The sequence below is a fragment of the Chitinophaga sp. SYP-B3965 genome (assembly GCF_009647655.1).
Taxonomy (GTDB): domain Bacteria; phylum Bacteroidota; class Bacteroidia; order Chitinophagales; family Chitinophagaceae; genus Chitinophaga.
On the sequence record NZ_WJFD01000001.1, the window covers coordinates 1998862 to 2016257 of the forward strand.

The following is a 17396-nucleotide window of genomic DNA, read 5'->3' on the forward strand; positions in this document are numbered from 1 at the left end:
ATGGAAACTATCGATCTGGCGGTAAAACAAGCCGCACAAGCTTTTACAACTTATAAAAAAATATCTCCCCGGCAACGCGCAGCCTTTTTACGCGCCATTGCAGAAGAGATCAATACATTGGGAGATGAATTGATCAACACAGCCTCTGCAGAAAGCAACTTACCACTCCCCCGTTTGCAGGGAGAAAGAGATCGCACCACAGGGCAGCTACGGCTGTTCGCGGACCTGATCACTGAAGGTTCCTGGGTAAATGCACGCATTGACAAAGGCACACCGGATATACGGCAAATGCAGATCCCGCTTGGCGTGATCGGTATCTTTGGTGCCAGTAATTTCCCATTGGCCTTCTCTGTAGCCGGTGGTGATACGGCTGCTGCACTTGCTGCAGGCAGTACTGTTGTATTCAAAGCACATCCTGCACATCCGCAGACTTCAGATCTTGTGGCAAATGCGATCCTCACCGCTGCTAAGAACACCGGTTTGCCGGAAGGTGTATTCTCTTTAATTCATGGTGCTACTATTGATACCGGCCAGCAGCTCGCCCTTCATCCGCAGTTGTCTGCCATCGCTTTTACAGGCTCATTCAGGGGCGGCAAGGCCCTCTATGATACAGCCACCCGCAGAGTTGTGCCCATTCCTGTTTATGCGGAAATGGGCAGCGTAAACCCGGTTTTCTTTCTGCCCCGTGTGCTGAAAGAAAAAGGAGAAGCATTAGCTGCACAGTTTCTGCAATCCCTTACCATGGGCGTGGGTCAGTTCTGTACGAACCCGGGAGTGTTTTTGACGTTGAATGGAACTGATAAATCAGTTCCATTCAACGGACCATCTTCTTCTTATGAAGGAATGGAAAACAAACAGGCATCCGTTTCATCAAATGAAACAAACGCTTCCCCCTCATCAAACAGATCTGGAACAGATCTGTTCCTCCCCACCCTGCAAAAAGGAATCGCAGCAATGCCCACCGGACGCATGTTAACTCCCGGAATCCTGGAGGCTTACAACAGCGGCATCAACAGCCTGCGGCAGGCAGGCGCCCAATTACTTGGAAAAGCGCCTGCCACCGCACACCAGGCATCTCCTGCCCTTTTACAGATCAGCGCCACACAGGCACTGGAAGACCCGGCCCTCTGCCATGAAGTGTTCGGGCCCTCTTCTTTGCACATCAGTGCCAACAGTAAAGAAGAATTATTCCAGCTCGCCAATGCCCTGGAAGGCCAGCTCACCGCCACTATCCACGGTACGGAAGAAGACCTTCATGAGTACGCAGAACTGGTAGACATCCTCCGGGAAAAAGCCGGCAGGATCGTCATCAACGGTTTTCCTACAGGCGTAGCCGTTAACCATGCCATGGTACACGGCGGCCCATGGCCTGCCACCACTCCCGCAGCAGGCACATCAGTTGGCTCATCTGCCATCTACCGCTTCTGCAGGCCCGTCTGCTACCAGGACTTCCCCGCATACCTTTTACCACCTGAGCTGCAGGACGAAAACCCACTCGGCATATGGCGCTTATTCAACGGAAACTTTTCTAAAACGTAAATTATTTATGGACCTGGGATTAAAAGATAAGATCATCATAGTAACAGGTGGCGCCAAAGGAATTGGAGCAGCTATTTCAGCCGTACTCGCAGCAGAAGGCGCCTTCCCCGTGATCATCGGAAGGAACGAAGAAGACAATCTCCAACACCTGGCCCATATCGGCAAAGGCGGACAGATAACTGCTGAGCTAACAGGTCCCGAAGCCTGCAAAACCGCAGTAGAAGCTATCGTAAATCAATACGGAAGAATAGACGGCCTTGTGAACAATGCCGGCGTAAACGATGGCGTTGGCCTCGAATCCGGTTCTTACGAAGCATTTATGCAATCATTGCACCGCAACGTAGTGCACTATTATCTCATCGCACATCATGCGCTGCCTTACCTGAAAAAAAGCAAAGGCGCTATTGTGAACATCACCTCCAAAACCGCAGAAACCGGCCAGGGCAACACCTCCGGTTATGCAGCCGCCAACGGAGGCAGAAACGCACTCACCCGCGAATGGGCGGTAGAATTACTCCCCTACAGCATCCGCGTAAATGCGATAGTGGTAGCAGAATCATGGACGCCCTTATACGAAAGCTGGATCAATACTTTTGAAGATAAAGAAACCAAACTCGCCGGCATCGTAGCAGGCATACCACTGGAAAAAAGAATGACCACGCCGGAAGAGATCGCCAATATGGCAGCCTTCCTGTTATCGGAGAAGTCCAGCCACACCACCGGCCAGCTCATCCATGTGGACGGCGGTTATGTGCACCTGGACAGAGCTTTAAAATAGATCACAACATGCCACAACAAATATTAAAGATCCATCCAACAGATAATGTGTGGGTAGCCCTGCAGGACATTCCCGCAGGCACTACCGTGCAAGGCGTCACCGCCCTGCGCGACGTAGCCGCCAAACATAAGTTAACCGCTGCGTTCATTGCGAAGGACAGTCCCGTTGTCATGTACGGTGTGCTGGTTGGCTTAGCCAATGAAGACCTCGCTAAAGGCGAACTGCTCACCACAAAGAACATCCGCCATGCCTCCGGGAATTTTGCCGTGAAAGAAGAAAGGAAAACCAGCTGGGATACACCGGATATTTCCCGCTGGAAAGACCGTCACTTTATGGGTTATCACCGCACAGACGGACGTGTGGGCACCGGCAATTACTGGGTGATCATCCCACTCGTATTCTGCGAAAACCGCAATGTGCAGATGCTGCACAAAGTATTGGTAAAAGAACTCGGCTACCGCAAATACAATCCTTACGAAGAAATGCTGCAACAATTATTGCAGGAAGTAAAAGAAGGTAAAGAAGAAGCAGATATACTCATCGCCCCACCCCGGCGCAGGGCTTTTGAAAACATAGACGGCATAAAACTACTCTCCCATACTTTAGGCTGCGGCGGCACCAAAGATGATGCCCGCACGCTTTGCGGCCTGTTAGCCGGATACATCACTCATCCTAATGTGGCTGGCGCTACGGTACTCAGCCTGGGCTGCCAGAACGCACAGATAGATATGCTGAAAGAAGAGATCGAAAAAAGAGTACCGGGTTTCGACAGAACGGTGATCTGCCTGGAACAGCAAAAGATAGGATCCGAAAAAGTGCTAATGGAACAGGCGCTGCAGCTCACTTTTGAAGGCCTCAGCAAAGCCAACAAACAACAACGCCAGCCTGCGCCGTTGAACAAACTCATCATCGGCATGGAATGCGGCGGCTCAGACGGATTCTCCGGCATCTCTGCCAACCCTGCCGTAGGAAGGGTTTCAGACATCCTCGTAGCACTCGGCGGCTCCGTGATCTTATCTGAATTCCCTGAGCTCTGCGGTGTTGAACAGGAACTGAGTGACCGTTGCATCAACACAGACCTCGCCACCCGTTACACACAATTGATGCGTGATTATGCCAGCAGAGCAGAAGCTGTAGGCTCGGGATTTGATTCCAATCCTTCTGCCGGCAACATCCGCGACGGCCTCATTACAGACGCGATCAAATCCGCCGGTGCGGCAAAAAAAGGAGGCTCCTCTCCTGTGACGGATGTGATAGATTACCCGGGAAGGGTACAACGGCCCGGTCTTGCATTGCTTTGCACACCCGGCAGCGATGTGGAATCCACCACAGCGGAAGTAGGGGCTGGTGCCAACATCGTGCTCTTCACTACTGGTTTGGGTACACCCACCGGCAATCCTATTACACCGGTGCTCAAACTATCCACCAACACTAAGCTGGCCAACAAAATGGAGGATATCATAGATATAGATACCGGCACGATCATCAATGGAAAAGAATCTATCAACGAAGCAGCAGAGCGGATCTTAAATTTAGTGATCGATACCGCCAGCGGTTTATACACCGCACGGGCACAAGTGCTGGAACAGGATGATTTCATTCCCTGGAAAAGAGGGGTTTCTTTATAAGTTTTCAAAACACCCGTTATGAAATTGAACATTATCGCAGCCGGTTTGCTGATCGGCATGATCAGCTGCAACCAAAGCAGTACAACAGAAACAGCAAAGAAACCCGGCAACTTCGGGGAGGATGTAACATTCCTGCAAAAACATTTACAGAACGTAGTAGTACTGCAAAGCAGCAGCGATAGCAGCCGCCTCGTAGTAACCGGCGATTACCAGGCCCGTGTAATGACCAGCACCGCCAGCGGCAGCCAGGGCAAAAGCTTTGGATGGATCAATTACAACCTCGTATCCTCCGGTAAACTCGCACCGCACATCAACGCCTTCGGAGGTGAAGAACGTTTCTGGTTAGGCCCTGAAGGCGGACAATATTCCCTGTTCTTCCCCGGTGGCAAATCCTTTGAGTTCGACAACTGGCAAACACCCGGCCTGATAGACACTGCCCATTACAACGTGAAATCCCAATCCCCCACAGAGATCACGTACCAATATGACGGTACCATTCAAAACTATTCCGGCACTACTTTTAAACTGGATATCAGCAGAACTATCCGCCTGCTGGACAACAATGCCATCACTGCAAAACTACAAACAGCACTGCCTGCAGGTATCAAAAGCATTGCCTACGAAACAGAAAATGTACTCACCAATAAAGGCGACAGCGCCTGGCAGGAAAAGAACGGCCTGCTGAGCATCTGGCTGCTGGGCATGTTCATCCCTTCTGATCAGACCGTGGTAGTAGCGCCATTCAAAGGCATCACAGATGCCCGCACACATATCACAGACGATTACTTCGGCAAGATCCCTCCGCAAAACCTGCTGGTGAAAGACAGCCTGCTGCTCTTCCGCGCAGATGGTAAAGCCCGCGGCAAACTGGGCCTCTCCCCGCTTGTAGCTAAATCAGGCGCAGGTAGTGTAGATCTGCAAAACAACACCATCACCGTACTCTTCTATGAAGTAGTGCCACAAGGCCGTTATGTGAATTCCAAATGGGAATTGCAGAAAGAACCGTTTAAAGGAGATGCCGTGAATTGCTATAACGATGGCCCGTTGGCAGATGGTTCTCAAATGGGACCTTTCTATGAAGTAGAATCCTCTTCAGATGCCCGTGCACTGCAACCCGGCGAAGCGCTCAACTACCGCCAGGTAACGATGCACTTCGAAGCTGCTGACCGCGCCGCATTACAAGCCCTCGCTACCCGATTGTGGAACCTGCCGCTGGAAGAAGTACAACAATTCCTCAGTAAAAAATAATGACCAATGCAGATCATCCGTCTCTATAAAACCGCTGCCACCATATTGGTGCATTACAATGAACAATATTATGCCATCAACACCAGCTGGAATAATTTCGTGAACAGGAAAAACCTGTTTGCATGTATCCTCAAAGATCTTTCTGATCAGACATCCATTGATACGATCACCGCGGAAAGCATCATTGGCAATGAACTGCAAGCCCCCATTGCCACGCAGGAAGTATGGGCAGCCGGCGTAACGTATTTCCGCAGTCGTACGGCACGCATGGAAGAATCAGAAGGCGGCGCTGATTTTTACGATAAAGTATATGCAGCAGAAAGACCTGAGCTCTTTTTTAAAGCCACCCCGCACCGGGTATCCGGCCATAACCAGGTAGTGTTCATCCGCGAAGATTCTACCTGGGATGTACCGGAACCGGAACTCACCCTCTTTGTGAGCAGCCATGGTACCATTGAAGGATATACCATTGGCAACGACATGAGTTCCCGCAGTATTGAAGGAGAAAATCCGCTCTACCTCCCACAGGCAAAAGTTTATGAAAAATGCGCTGGCCTTGGGCCCTGCCTGATCGTAACGGATACACCTATCCCTCCGGATACGCTCATCAAAATGGCCATCTACCGCAAAGAAGAAATGAAATACTCAGATAGCGTTCCCATCAGCCAGATGAAACGCGGCCACCAGGAACTGGTGGACTTCCTCTTCAGAGGATGTGCCTTCCCCGATGGTTGTTACCTGATGACGGGCACCTGTCTTGTTCCCGATAACAGCTTCACCTTACAGGATAACGACCGTGTAGAGATCAGCATAGACCACATCGGTACGTTGATCAATGATGTTCAGACACTACATTAAATTCCGCCCTATATGAATTCCACCGTTGAAACGTTGCAGCCCTCCACGCGCAGCAACACTGTTAAACTGACCTTCATACTCGTTATCAGCCTGTTCTTTCTATGGGCACTAACGGGTAACCTGATACCAGTGCTCATCCCGCATCTCCGGAAAGCCTGCCAGCTAAACGATTTTCAATCCGCTTTCATAGACTCCGCTTATTGGGTAAGCTATTTCTTTTTCGCACTGCCCGCTGCATGGGTGATGCGCAAATGGAGTTACAAAACAGGGATCATCACCGGCCTGCTCATTGCAGCAGCGGGTGCTGTCTTATTCTTCCCTGCTGCGGAGTTACGTTCCTTCGGTTTATTCCTGTTTGCGCTCTTCTTAGTAGCAGCGGGCATGACCTTCCTCGAAACGGCCGCCAATCCTTACATCACCATCATGGGATCAAAAGAGACGGCTGTACAACGCCTCAACTTTGCACAGGCCTTTAATGGATTAGGTGCTTTCGTAGCAGCATTCTTCCTGAGTAAAGTGATCCTCTCCGGTAAAGAGTTTTCTACAGCACAACTCAATGCCATGAGCCCTGAGGTACTCAACAATTATTTACTTTCAGAAGCAAGGTCTGTACAAGTTCCCTATCTCGCTATTGCAGGGGTACTCCTGTTGGTAGCACTCACCTTCAGGCTGGTACACTTCCCTAAAGTGCAGGAAGAACATGACGATAAACTGAGCATCAACCTGCGCGTATTCCGGCATGTACATTTCCGCTGGGGTGTGATCGCGCAGTTTGCTTATGTAGGTGCGCAGGTATGTATTTCCAGTTTCTTTATTCGTTATGCCGGCTTCAGCGCAGGCATGCCGGAAATGGAAGCCACTACTTTCCTCGGGATGCTGCTGTTATGTTTTATGATAGGCAGGTATGTGGGCACTTTCCTGATGCAAAAAATAGCACCGCGGATGCTGCTGATCTTCTACAGCGCGGCCTGTGTATTGTTGCTGGCTTATTGTGTATTGCAGGGCGGTAGGATGGGCGTGTATTTCTTACTGATGGTGGAGTTCTTTATGTCCATCATGTTCCCTACTATCTTTTCCCTCGCTATCAGGGACCTGGGGAATGAAACAAAATCAGGTTCTGCTTTCCTTGTGATGTCTATTGTTGGCGGGGCCTTGATTCCATTAGGGTTGGGCGCCATTGCTTATAATTACAATGTACAACTGGCTTATGTAGTACCCACGATCTGTTTTGCAGTGGTATTGTATTACGCATGGCGACATGCATTACCGAAGCAGTCTTAAACCAAAATAAACCTTCTGCCCGGGAACATATTTCTCCCGTAATTCAAAGTTCTCAAACGAGGGTCCGCCCGGTATAGCAATATACTGTTGCGGATCCCTGTTTCCACCGCTCCAGTACTTCGCCCGGCCATTCACCCGCACCTGTAAGGAAGGTACTGTTTTATCCTTCCGCCAATATTGCGTGAGCATATAAAAAGGGCGATACCGCCAGTTCCATCTGGCTAAGTAAGCAGGTTCCTGCGGCCATGCGGCTAATTCTGCAAATGATTCATCCGGCGTGGCCAATACCAAACAACTATCCCCTTCTTTAATATCATAAGGCGCTTTCTCTATGAAGTCTATTCCATCATACCCCGCATACAACTCCCGGGAATTGATCACTGTATCTTTCAAATACAATTTCCGCAACCGGGAATAATTGCCCATCGTGGCAGTGATGCCGCAACGTTCCATGGGTGCACTGTCCGGATGATGGAATACCTCAATGCACAATTCCTCTGGTCTGCTCTTGTGAATACTTAGCTTCAGATAAGGATGCGAACCGTTTGCAAACTTTTCCATGTGCACATACACACTTAAAACCTCAGAAGAAATAACACTATCCTTTAGCCACATAAACTTCCCCCATTTCCCATCCACAACAGAAGGTGATATCTCACTAAATTCCATCTTCCCGTTCACCACCGGTTCCACAGCGATGTAATTGATGTGATACGTCACACCGCCATAGTTATAACCGATGCGCAGTAAACCCCTCGGCCCTCCGTTTGAGCTTTCCTTCAAGCCTTCAATAGCCCCCGGCCAGAAGCCCACCACAATACCATTGCGGATACCGAATACGGTACTATCCCTCCTTATCCATTGGGCCTGGCTCAGTGCAAAAGAAAATAATAAACTGACTGTTAAAAAAGATCTGCTCACCATCCAACGTTTTGTACCAGGTTACGGTTCTTATTAATTTCCTCTTGCTGCAAGGGCCATAGATAATGCTTCGGTGCAATGAACACCCGCTTCTCTATCACCGTACGTTTATAAAAATTGTTATCGCCCAGATTAGTGCCCGCGCCAATGTTCATTCCATGAATTTCTTTACTGTCAATCACCGCGGCTATCTTCCATCTGCGCGTATCAAAGTAACGATGCGTTTCAAATGCCAGTTCTATCCTCCGTTCATGCCTGATCTTTTCCCTCATTTCATCCTGACTTAATCCTGCGGGCAATACAGGCAGCCCGGAGCGTTCCCGGATCAGGTTCACGTATTTATATACATCTGGTACAGCGCCATCCATTTCATTCAGCGCCTCTGCATAATTCAGATAAGATTCTCCTAACCTGTAATAAATAAACGTATTCAGGGAGAACCTGTTCTGGAAAATATCAGAAGTAGGGTTCACCATTTTCTTCATCAGGTAACCGGAAATGCAATAATCAGAACCTGCACGTTTCCTGCCATCCAGCCCTTCAAACCAGAACTGTATGCCCCTTCCTTTCCAGATAGCGCCATTGAAATTGATGCTCGCATAAAACCGCGGTTCCCGGCCCACATACATATTACTCACGCCGGCAGGATAGTAATCCAGCGGATGTTTCGCCGCAGCATATCCCGCTTCCACATAACCGGACCCTGCATTGATAATGGGCGAACCATCTGCGTTATAACCATTCACCGGCCGTAAACCATTCGCCATTTCATAATCATCCACCAGTTCCTGCGTAGGACAGAAAATAGAGAATCCCCCATAACTGATCGGATTACTGCAACGTTCAAAGTGAGAATGTTCACCGGCATTACGGGCAAACAGCACTTCGGAATTATTGCGCTCAATGAATACCTCCTGGTAATTCCTCACCGGATCGTTATTCGCTGCGCGGTACAATTTATACCCGTTAGCTTCTACCCCATCGATACATTCCTTGGCGGCCACTGCCGCCTTACGCCATCTTTCTTTATCAAAAGCAGGAAAAAGCTGCAAACCTTCGTTATCCTTTATCCCCGTGTAATCAGGATTACCATTCCAAAGCGGACTCGCCATGTACAACAACGCCTGTGCCTTCAATGCCAGTGCAGCAGCTTTGGTAACACGCCCCATTTTATCCGCCCCTACTTTCCATTCCAGTAATGGCACTGCCTTATCACATTCCTTCGTGATAAATTCAATTACTTTATCAATGGGCTGTCTCCTGATCTTGGAATAATCTTCATTAAGCGTATAAGCATGATCCCCGATGGGAATAGCGCCATAAATGCGTGCCAGCATAAAGTGGAAGAAAGCGCGCAGGAAAGTGGCTTCCCCTATCCACCGGTTCCGCTCTGTTTCATCCATGGGCACATCTGCCACATTATCCAGGAAGAGATTGGTTTTGCGGATGCCCTCATACATAAAACCCCATACATCCGGGAAGTAATCATTGGCACTCCAGGCGCCGGAGTTCAGTAAGTGAGAATAGGCGCCCAGGAAAGTGATCTCCATTTCGTCACTGGCGCCGGTAAAGGGATTACGCTGATCCCAGTCTGCCGCACCCAGCATAACGGGCACGTTGTTATACGCCGAAGTGAGGAAGGATTCCGCATATTTCCTTTCGGAAAATACCTTTTTAATATCCAGGTCTTCATCCGGTGCTTTTTTAAGATAGTCTTTGGTGCATGATGCTGTTAAGAGCAATATGGTGATTAAAACAAGGAACTTGTTCATCTGGTAAGTTTGAAGGTTGAATTAAAACGAAAGCTGTGCCCCGAAATTGATGCTGCGCTGTAAAGGATATCCCCCTGTGCCGTAATTCGATTCCGGATCTATCACTTTTATCTTATCCCAGGTGGCCAGGTTATAACCGTTGATGAACAGGCGGATACCTTCCAGCCCGCGTTTTATGGCAAAATTGTAAGCGATCTCCGCACTCTTCAGCCGGATGTAGGATGCATCCTGCAGGAACAAGGTGGAGGTCCTGTTGTTATTAGGATTCTGTAGTGGTGAAACACGGGGATATCTGGCATCAGTATGCTGCGGTGTCCAGCGGTTATCGTAATACTCACGCATAATATTGTAAGTACCTGATCCCATCTGGAAGGCATACATGGAAGGCCCGTCTACAAATAAACTGGTACGTGCCACGCCGGTAAAGAAAAAGCTCAGTTCAAAACCCTTGTAGCCAAAACTCGCACCTGCTCCATACACCATCTGTGGTGTTCTGGGATAACCGATCGGCACACGGTCGTAATCATCTACTACACCGTCATTGTTATAATCCTGGTATTTGATATCCCCCGGCCTTACCTGGTCCATGAAATTCTGCTTCGGACTTTTCTCTATATCCGCCTGGTCTTTAAAGAAGCCCAGTGCTATCAATCCCATCGGCTGATCTATCGGCTGGTCAACGAAGGATTGATAAGCGTATTTCGGGATGGGATCATCGTTCTGTGTGCAGATACTTTTAGCATAAGTGAAAGTACCCCTGAAGTTGTAATAGAAACCTTTGCGGGTAGTATGCCTTACTTCCAGCAATGCATCAATGCCGGAGTTCTTTGCTTTCCCCAGGTTGGCATAAGGCAGCGTCCAGGGATAATAACCTGTTACGCGTGGTATAACACCCCGCTGGATGAGGATACCTTCCCGGTCTTCTTTAAACGCATCCACCTGTAAACTGATGGTGCCTTTCAGCAATTCCAGGTCCATCCCGATGTTTGCCTTTGTAGCTACTTCCCAGGTTACATCATCATTGCCTATCTGCGCTTCTTCAAAACCCTGGTAGAAACGCTGGTTATCCCCAAAGAAATAGGACTGCCCCTGGCGATTGATCGTAGTGAGGAATAAGAAGCGTCGTGCGCCTATCTGGTCATTACCTACCTGCCCGTAAGATCCTCTTATTTTGAGGCTGGAAATAGCGTTTACATGCCAGAACTTTTCATTGCTGATGATCCAGCCCGCAGAAACGGAAGGAAAGAAGCCGTATTGTTTCCCTTCGGGGAAATTCTCTGAACCGTTATATCCTGCATTCACTTCTGCGAGGTAACGGTTCTTAAAGTTATAAGTGATCCGCCCTGCCAGCCCCTGCCGCCTGTAGGGCAGGTTATTTAAAGTAGTTCCTGCCGTGAGATCAATGTATTCCCTGCGGTTGCCTAACAGCATGCCCGTTAGTGTATGATCCCCGAAAGTGCGGTTGTAATTGACGCCCACCTCTGTATAATATGCGCGGTTAGCACCGTTATGCAGCACATAGGTCATGGGCTGCTCTTCCCGGATAGGCGGCGAAGAATACTGGTCATTCCCATTCGCATCCTTACCCAGGTACTGTTTGATGGCATAAGGCTTGATACGGTCTGTGGAAGCGGAATAATAGTGGTCATAAGCAAATAATCCCCGTACAGAAAGCCCTGGTGTTACGAGCCTGGAAAGATCCCATTTGCCACCAAAAGTTCCCTGCAGTGTGTTCCTGTCCTGCCGCGTATAGCCTGATTGTGTAACCAGCCCCCAGGGGTTGTTCTGCAGGTAGGAAGTGGAAGCCCCGGCAACAGAACCATCAGGATTCAATTTCGGATAATTGATCGGCGAAGTGATCTTCAGTGCATCAAAGATCCCGGGAGCACCCGTGCCCGGATAATTGCCTTTCTGTATCACGCCGCCAATACCCAGTTCTATGCTGATAGTTTTAGAAACATTGATATCCACATTGGAACGAAAGTTATACCGTTGCATCTGTGCATTGGTTTTATAGGCATTCTTAGGGTCCTGTTTGTAGATGCCATTCAGCACTGTATAACCCACATTCGTATAATACTTCACAATTTCATTACCGCCGGAAACACTCAGGTTATTGATACTCTGGAAAGTGTTCTTCTTCAGCACGGCATCCGTCCAATCTACATTCGGATAGAGATAAGGGTCAGAACCATCTTTGAACTTCTGCAGTTCTGCTGCTGTATACCGGGCGGGCAGGCCATTGTTGGCCAGCGCTTCATTGATCAGCCCTGCATATTCAGGCCCGTTGATATAATCAGGCAGCCGCAAAGCCTGCAGACTGGCATTCTCCGTACGGAAGATCACTTTCGGTTTGCCGGTAACTCCTCTCTTCGTAACGATCAGGATCACACCATTTGCTCCCCTCACCCCATATACCGCGGTAGCAGATGCATCTTTCAGAATAGAAAAACTTTCAATTTCCTGCGTGTTGATATTGTTGATATCCCGTTCCACTCCATCTACCAGTATCAACGGCGCCCTGTTGGCCCAGGTTCCAAAACCACGGATAAATACCGCCGCCCCGTCATAACCCGGCTCTCCGGAACTTTGCCGTGTGATGATCCCCGGCATACTGCCCGCCAGCGCATTGGACAAAGAAGGCGTAGAGATCCGCTGGATGTTATTCACCGGCACACTGGAGATAGCACCTGTTACCGTCATTTTCTTTTGCTTTCCGAAACCTACCACCACCACATCACCCAGTGTGCTGGATTGCTGCTTTAATTGTATGTTCAGGATGCTGTTATTACCTACCGTGATAGCCTGCGGTTCATACCCTACATAGGTATATACCAGCATGGCTTCATTGCCGGATACTTTTATGGCATAAGTACCATCAGGGTAAGTAGTGGTGCCCACAGGTGTGCCCTGCACTACGATGGTTACTTCAGATAATGGTTTACCATCTTCGGCAGAAGTGACCTTGCCCGTGATCACTTTCTGCGCATAGCTGACGGTAATGGACGTGAGGAAGAAGACGAATGCGGATAAGCATTTCATAAACGTGTTAGTTTTGGTTATAGGAGTAATAAGTACTTACTTAAACGTTTAAGCAAATATCATTTTGAATACCAAATAAAACGTGGATGGACGTGCTGTTACATCGTTGGCTGTTAGGTCAGTTGAACGCTCTTACCGGAAACTATTACCTGTTTCACGGGTATTGTGCCATATGCTATAGTTAATGATGGTTTTCCTTTTTGCAGGCTCACAGTACCGAAACCTTTGTCTGTGGAAATGAAACTGGTAAAATCCCCTACTTTGGAATCAATAAAAAGGGTACCGTCTACCGCATCAAAACGAACGCCGGTTAATCCCTGCAACATGCCATAACTGCTCATGGCCCTGGCATACCAGTGCCCGCATTCATATTCATTGAAAGGATTACGTACCGCACCATCGTAACGGTTGCGGCAGGCCTTCACAATATCCAGCCCTTTTTCTACTTCTCCCATGAACATCAGGTGAGAAGCCACCTGGTATTCAATGCCTGTCCATACTTCATTGCTGTACACAAATGGTAAAGACAACATGCCGCCTTTGGGCCAGGAGCATAATAACAATCCCCCTTCGTTCCCTAAAGCAAAAGTGGGCCGTTGCGGATTCACATGTGCGCTGAGATCTTTCTTCAGGTTGTATTTATGTACAGCCAGTAAATGACTTTTTGTTTTGGCCACATCCACCGGCTCTTCCATCCCGCACACCCGTGCGATCCAGGAACCCAGGATGCCATCAGAAAGGCAGCCTGTACCGTATTGGTACTTAGGGCCTTCTTTTTGCAGGAGTTGTTGCGCCTCTGCGGAATATTGCGTTTGGAAGGATTGCGCTTTCACGGGGTCTGGTGCATTCAATCCTGTCCATTGTATCTTTTGTATAAAGTATTCGCCGTTGTACAATTCCGTTTCCAGGTATTGTTTGCCTTTTTCATACAGCGAAGTATATTCCGTTACATCATTACCAAGAGATTTTCCCATCAGCGAAATGGCATGTAATGCGCCGAGATAGAAACTCGTACACATGCCCGTAGGGCCCCAGAATTCAATATCATAGGTATTGTGATGCGGCTCTTCCACGATGCCTTTCTTGCGGGGGTCCCAGGTGCGGATGCAATAATCCATACTTGTTTTCACTGCAGGATAGATCTGTTTCAGCCATTCATTATCGCCGCTGATGCGCCATTCCCGGTGCACTTTCATGATGCCGCCTAACTGTCCGTCTGCTGCTGCGTGGAAATTATGCACTAAGGGAGAGATGGGGATATTCGCACGGAAACCCTGATGCCCGTCTGCATTCTGGTTCTCTTTGAACTCTGTATTGCGCAGGCTTCTTTCCAGCGCCGGAAATAAATGGGGAACGGCCTGTGCATAATTCCACACATGCGTGCAGGAACCATGGCAGCTGCCCCAGTTATCTCCGGAACCTTCCCAGCACCAGAAGCGGCCATCATACTGCCGCATAACGGTAGCAGATTTCAGTATGGTCAGATTGGCGGCAACCGCTTCCACTACTTCCGGCGGTAAAGTACTTTTATAAAATGCGTCTGAGAATAATGTTGTTTTCTTTTGCAGTGTTTCATAGTTATCCTTCCAGTAATCCGCTACTTCTTCTATGCTTTTAAACTTACTGCTATACCATGGTTTGTGGAATCCCGTGGTTGCATCATCTCCTATATGTAATTTGGAATCCGGCACATACCAGGCCATCATCAAACGAACTACTTTCTTCTCTCCCGGTTTCAACCGGAAAGGCACGAATAAAGAGCCGCCCGGTGCATCTTTTTCTACCGGTGCATTGCTTTTAACCGTACCATCTTTCACCGCATTCCATACCATGCTCAGCGGATCGAACCAACCGCCCCGGAACCAGCAATGGTCTACCACCGTATTGTTATCAGTAGTATAGATCGCAAAGCGACCTTGCTTTTCCGGGGCATTGGTGATGGCTTCCTGTGATAAGATGAATCCGTTCTGAATAGGTTTAACTGCATTACCAGCATCTCCCTGCCGCATAAAGTTGCGGGCATTGTAAGAGAACACGATCTCTTCCGTGGTAGTACCAGTATTCGTAAAATGATATTCTAATGCGCCAACGGGCAAGCTGGAATTATCTTCATCTGTAGGCACAAAAGGACTCCATCCTTTAATACGTACTGCTACCGGCATCGTAGCATCTTTCAAAGTGATCTCTGCAAAAGGGAAACGGGCTTTAAACTCCGCTGTGGCAAAACGCGGAAGGCCCCAGGTAGCGCCACCGGTTCCACCAAGACCAGCATCCCGCTGACCGAATTTCTTCCAGTCCGGGATGATCTGCTCCAGCACTTTTGCCCCCTTTCCTTTTATACTGATAGCCGCAAACATGGCCGGCTCAAAGAACATTTCAGGGTTGTGGCGGATGCTCATATGAGAGATAGCACCCGTGCCTTCCAGGCAGAACATACCCGCACCGATCCCTCCAATGGGAAATGCAATGCGGCTGATATCTTTTCCTTTATAGGTGTCGTTAAAATTACGGGCGCCGGGAGCCTTTTCTTTTGACGTTCCTTTCGCTAAAACCACCGCAGGCAGCGCAGTTGCGCCAATTGCCCCTAATGTAAAGTTCTTTAAGAAATTACGCCGGTTATTACGTGCTTTCATGATAGTAGTAGTTCAGTTTTCATAACGCTTAAACGATTAAGCAGAAAGACATAAAAAAAGCAGCTTTCGCTTCAGGAGATGAAAGTAAAATATAAAAAAATAGGAACCAAATATTTTTTTGGTTCCTAACTGAAAAGCAACCGGGCTGCCTAAAAAGTGTTCCCCCCCGGGAGATGAAGGCCAAACCTCCATCCCACTTTTTAGGCCCGCCCGGATATTTATTATTTTAAAGCCTGGTTATTGATCACAATACCGGTTGACCGTTTTGCATAACCCGTTGCTTTCTTCTCCGGCTCCTTCACTGTGAGGTTGGTAAACTTTGCATTTTGTACATTATCAAACACTACAGCCATTCTGAAATCCTTCTTCGCTACGGTTAGCGTAAGGCCGGAGATATCAATGTTCTTAGCGTGCCTGATAAAAAGCCCCCAGGCCGGCAATTCCCCGAACATGGAATATTCAGGGTAAGCAGTACCTTTGTTATTGATCCTGTCCAGCGTATCCAGCGCTACCTTTGCAAAGAAAGGATTGGCGCCGCCGGGATAGTTGATGGTCACGTTTTTAAAGCTCACGTTATTGATCAGTGCATCCGGCATGCCTACAATAGACGATGGCGAAATATTCCGCGGCATATCTTCTATCGGCCCCTCATATTCATAACCCACATCCGGTTTGGTAGCAGGGATTTCTGCATATACATTAGAGATCCTGATGTTTTCCAGCCTTCCTTTCTTTCCGGCCACCCGCTCTCCTATCCGCATGAAGATAGCATTACCGGTATTAAATGCTTCCAGGCTGTCTACTTCCACATCTTCCAGGAAACCACCATCTACGGCCTGTAAAGCCACAGCAGAACGATAGGTATCAAATACCTTGATGTTCTTTATCCGGATGTTACTGAAACCACCATGAGAAGCAGTGCCGAATTTGATCCCGTTCGCGCTGGAGCGGATGATGCAATTCTGGATCAGTACATTCCTGCAGGCCTTGGTGCCATCATGCGATTTCAAACACACACCATCATCATCTGAATCAATATAAGAATTGGTGATCTTCACATTTTCACAATCCACAATATCGATCCCGTCATTATTCCAATATGCTTTACTGTCTACAAAAATACTATCGAGGTGCAGGTTCTTACACTGATCATACGTTTGTACCCAGCTGGCAGAATTCTTTATCGTTACACCCCTGATCAGGATATTACTGGTATTGCGGAAGTTGATGACCATAGGCCGTGCTTCCGCTTCCGGGCGATCATAACGGAACCCGTCTTTCAAGATCCCCTTATGGATATTCTCTACCACATTACGCGCCACCTGCCGGCCCTGCCCGTCTATAATCCCTTTCCCTGTAATACCAACATCCTGCTGGTCATGCGAAAAAATAAGCGCGGTGAACCCATGCCGGTCGTAATCCCAGGGATTAAGCGAACCCAGCAGCACCGCGCCCTCCTGCAGTTGTAGGGTAACATTTGATTTCAAATAGATAGAGCCCGTCAGGTATCTGCCAACATGGAACACGAGCCTGCCGCCGCCATTTTTATTAATATAGTCGATGCCGTATTGAATGGCACGTGTATTTAATGTTACACCATCAGAATAGATGCCGAACAAAGAAGCCGGGTAATCTTTTGCTGAAACCTGTATAGAAAACAAGGTCAGCAATAGCAGTATAAATGATCTCTTCATGG

The 17396-nt window shown here is 48.4% G+C and carries 11 protein-coding genes; 6 read left to right on the forward strand and 5 right to left on the reverse strand.

Annotation, left to right across the window (positions count from 1 at the left end; genetic code table 11):
* The 6 genes from GFS24_RS07755 to fucP are packed head-to-tail and all read left to right on the forward strand — an operon-like array spanning position 1 to position 7332.
* Complete coding sequence (locus GFS24_RS07755) at positions 1 to 1539, forward strand: aldehyde dehydrogenase (NADP(+)) (protein ID WP_153659001.1); 1539 nt, start codon at positions 1 to 3, stop codon at positions 1537 to 1539.
* 7 nt (positions 1540 to 1546) lie between these two features.
* Positions 1547 to 2317, forward strand: coding sequence for an SDR family oxidoreductase (locus tag GFS24_RS07760; RefSeq protein WP_153659002.1), 771 nt, complete (start codon positions 1547 to 1549; stop codon positions 2315 to 2317).
* Positions 2318 to 2325: 8 nt separating this feature from the next.
* Entirely contained in the window at positions 2326 to 3945 is a 1620-nt protein-coding gene (locus GFS24_RS07765; protein ID WP_153659003.1) for a UxaA family hydrolase, read from the forward strand.
* A gap of 18 nt (positions 3946 to 3963) precedes the next feature.
* Positions 3964 to 5193 carry a DUF6786 family protein gene (locus GFS24_RS07770; protein ID WP_153659004.1) on the forward strand — a complete coding sequence of 410 codons (1230 nt, stop codon included), beginning with the start codon at positions 3964 to 3966 and terminating at the stop codon, positions 5191 to 5193.
* A 6-nt stretch (positions 5194 to 5199) separates the two neighbouring features.
* A complete protein-coding gene (locus tag GFS24_RS07775; RefSeq protein ID WP_153659005.1) occupies positions 5200 to 6051 on the forward strand; it encodes a fumarylacetoacetate hydrolase family protein in 852 nt (283 codons plus the stop codon).
* 12 nt (positions 6052 to 6063) lie between these two features.
* Positions 6064 to 7332: an L-fucose:H+ symporter permease gene (gene fucP, locus GFS24_RS07780; RefSeq protein ID WP_153659006.1), complete on the forward strand. Its 1269-nt coding sequence runs from the start codon at positions 6064 to 6066 to the stop codon at positions 7330 to 7332.
* Here fucP and GFS24_RS07785 read toward each other — a convergent pair.
* The 5 genes from GFS24_RS07785 to GFS24_RS07805 all read right to left on the reverse strand — a co-directional run bounded on the left by GFS24_RS07785 (position 7315) and on the right by GFS24_RS07805 (position 17394).
* The gene (locus GFS24_RS07785) at positions 7315 to 8253 is read right to left on the reverse strand and encodes a hypothetical protein (protein WP_153659007.1); all 939 of its coding nucleotides are present in this window, start codon (positions 8251 to 8253) and stop codon (positions 7315 to 7317) included. The genes fucP and GFS24_RS07785 overlap by 18 nt on opposite strands.
* The gene (locus GFS24_RS07790; protein WP_153659008.1) at positions 8250 to 10025 is read right to left on the reverse strand and encodes a RagB/SusD family nutrient uptake outer membrane protein; all 1776 of its coding nucleotides are present in this window, start codon (positions 10023 to 10025) and stop codon (positions 8250 to 8252) included. The genes GFS24_RS07785 and GFS24_RS07790 overlap by 4 nt, the downstream gene beginning before the upstream one ends.
* Positions 10026 to 10046: 21 nt before the next feature.
* On the reverse strand, positions 10047 to 13067 hold the full coding sequence (locus tag GFS24_RS07795; RefSeq protein ID WP_153659009.1) for a TonB-dependent receptor: 3021 nt from the start codon (positions 13065 to 13067) through the stop codon (positions 10047 to 10049).
* 113 nt (positions 13068 to 13180) lie between these two features.
* Positions 13181 to 15700, reverse strand: coding sequence for a GH116 family glycosyl hydrolase (locus GFS24_RS07800; RefSeq protein ID WP_153659010.1), 2520 nt, complete (start codon positions 15698 to 15700; stop codon positions 13181 to 13183).
* 221 nt (positions 15701 to 15921) lie between these two features.
* Positions 15922 to 17394, reverse strand: a complete 1473-nt coding sequence (locus GFS24_RS07805) for a glycoside hydrolase family 28 protein (RefSeq protein ID WP_153659011.1) — start codon at positions 17392 to 17394, stop codon at positions 15922 to 15924.
* Positions 17395 to 17396: the final 2 nt, after the last annotated feature.

Excerpts from the sequence above, each read along its gene's own strand:
- GFS24_RS07755 (WP_153659001.1), top strand. The coding sequence starts at position 1 with ATGGAAACTATCGATCTGGCGGTAAAACAAGCCGCACAAGCTTTTACA.
- GFS24_RS07770 (WP_153659004.1), top strand. The coding sequence starts at position 3,964 with ATGAAATTGAACATTATCGCAGCCGGTTTGCTGATCGGCATGATCAGC.
- GFS24_RS07760 (WP_153659002.1), top strand. The coding sequence starts at position 1,547 with ATGGACCTGGGATTAAAAGATAAGATCATCATAGTAACAGGTGGCGCC.
- GFS24_RS07795 (WP_153659009.1), bottom strand. The coding sequence starts at position 13,067 with ATGAAATGCTTATCCGCATTCGTCTTCTTCCTCACGTCCATTACCGTC.
- GFS24_RS07800 (WP_153659010.1), bottom strand. The coding sequence starts at position 15,700 with ATGAAAGCACGTAATAACCGGCGTAATTTCTTAAAGAACTTTACATTA.
- fucP (WP_153659006.1), top strand. The coding sequence starts at position 6,064 with ATGAATTCCACCGTTGAAACGTTGCAGCCCTCCACGCGCAGCAACACT.
- GFS24_RS07775 (WP_153659005.1), top strand. The coding sequence starts at position 5,200 with ATGCAGATCATCCGTCTCTATAAAACCGCTGCCACCATATTGGTGCAT.
- GFS24_RS07805 (WP_153659011.1), bottom strand. The coding sequence starts at position 17,394 with ATGAAGAGATCATTTATACTGCTATTGCTGACCTTGTTTTCTATACAG.
- GFS24_RS07790 (WP_153659008.1), bottom strand. The coding sequence starts at position 10,025 with ATGAACAAGTTCCTTGTTTTAATCACCATATTGCTCTTAACAGCATCA.
- GFS24_RS07765 (WP_153659003.1), top strand. The coding sequence starts at position 2,326 with ATGCCACAACAAATATTAAAGATCCATCCAACAGATAATGTGTGGGTA.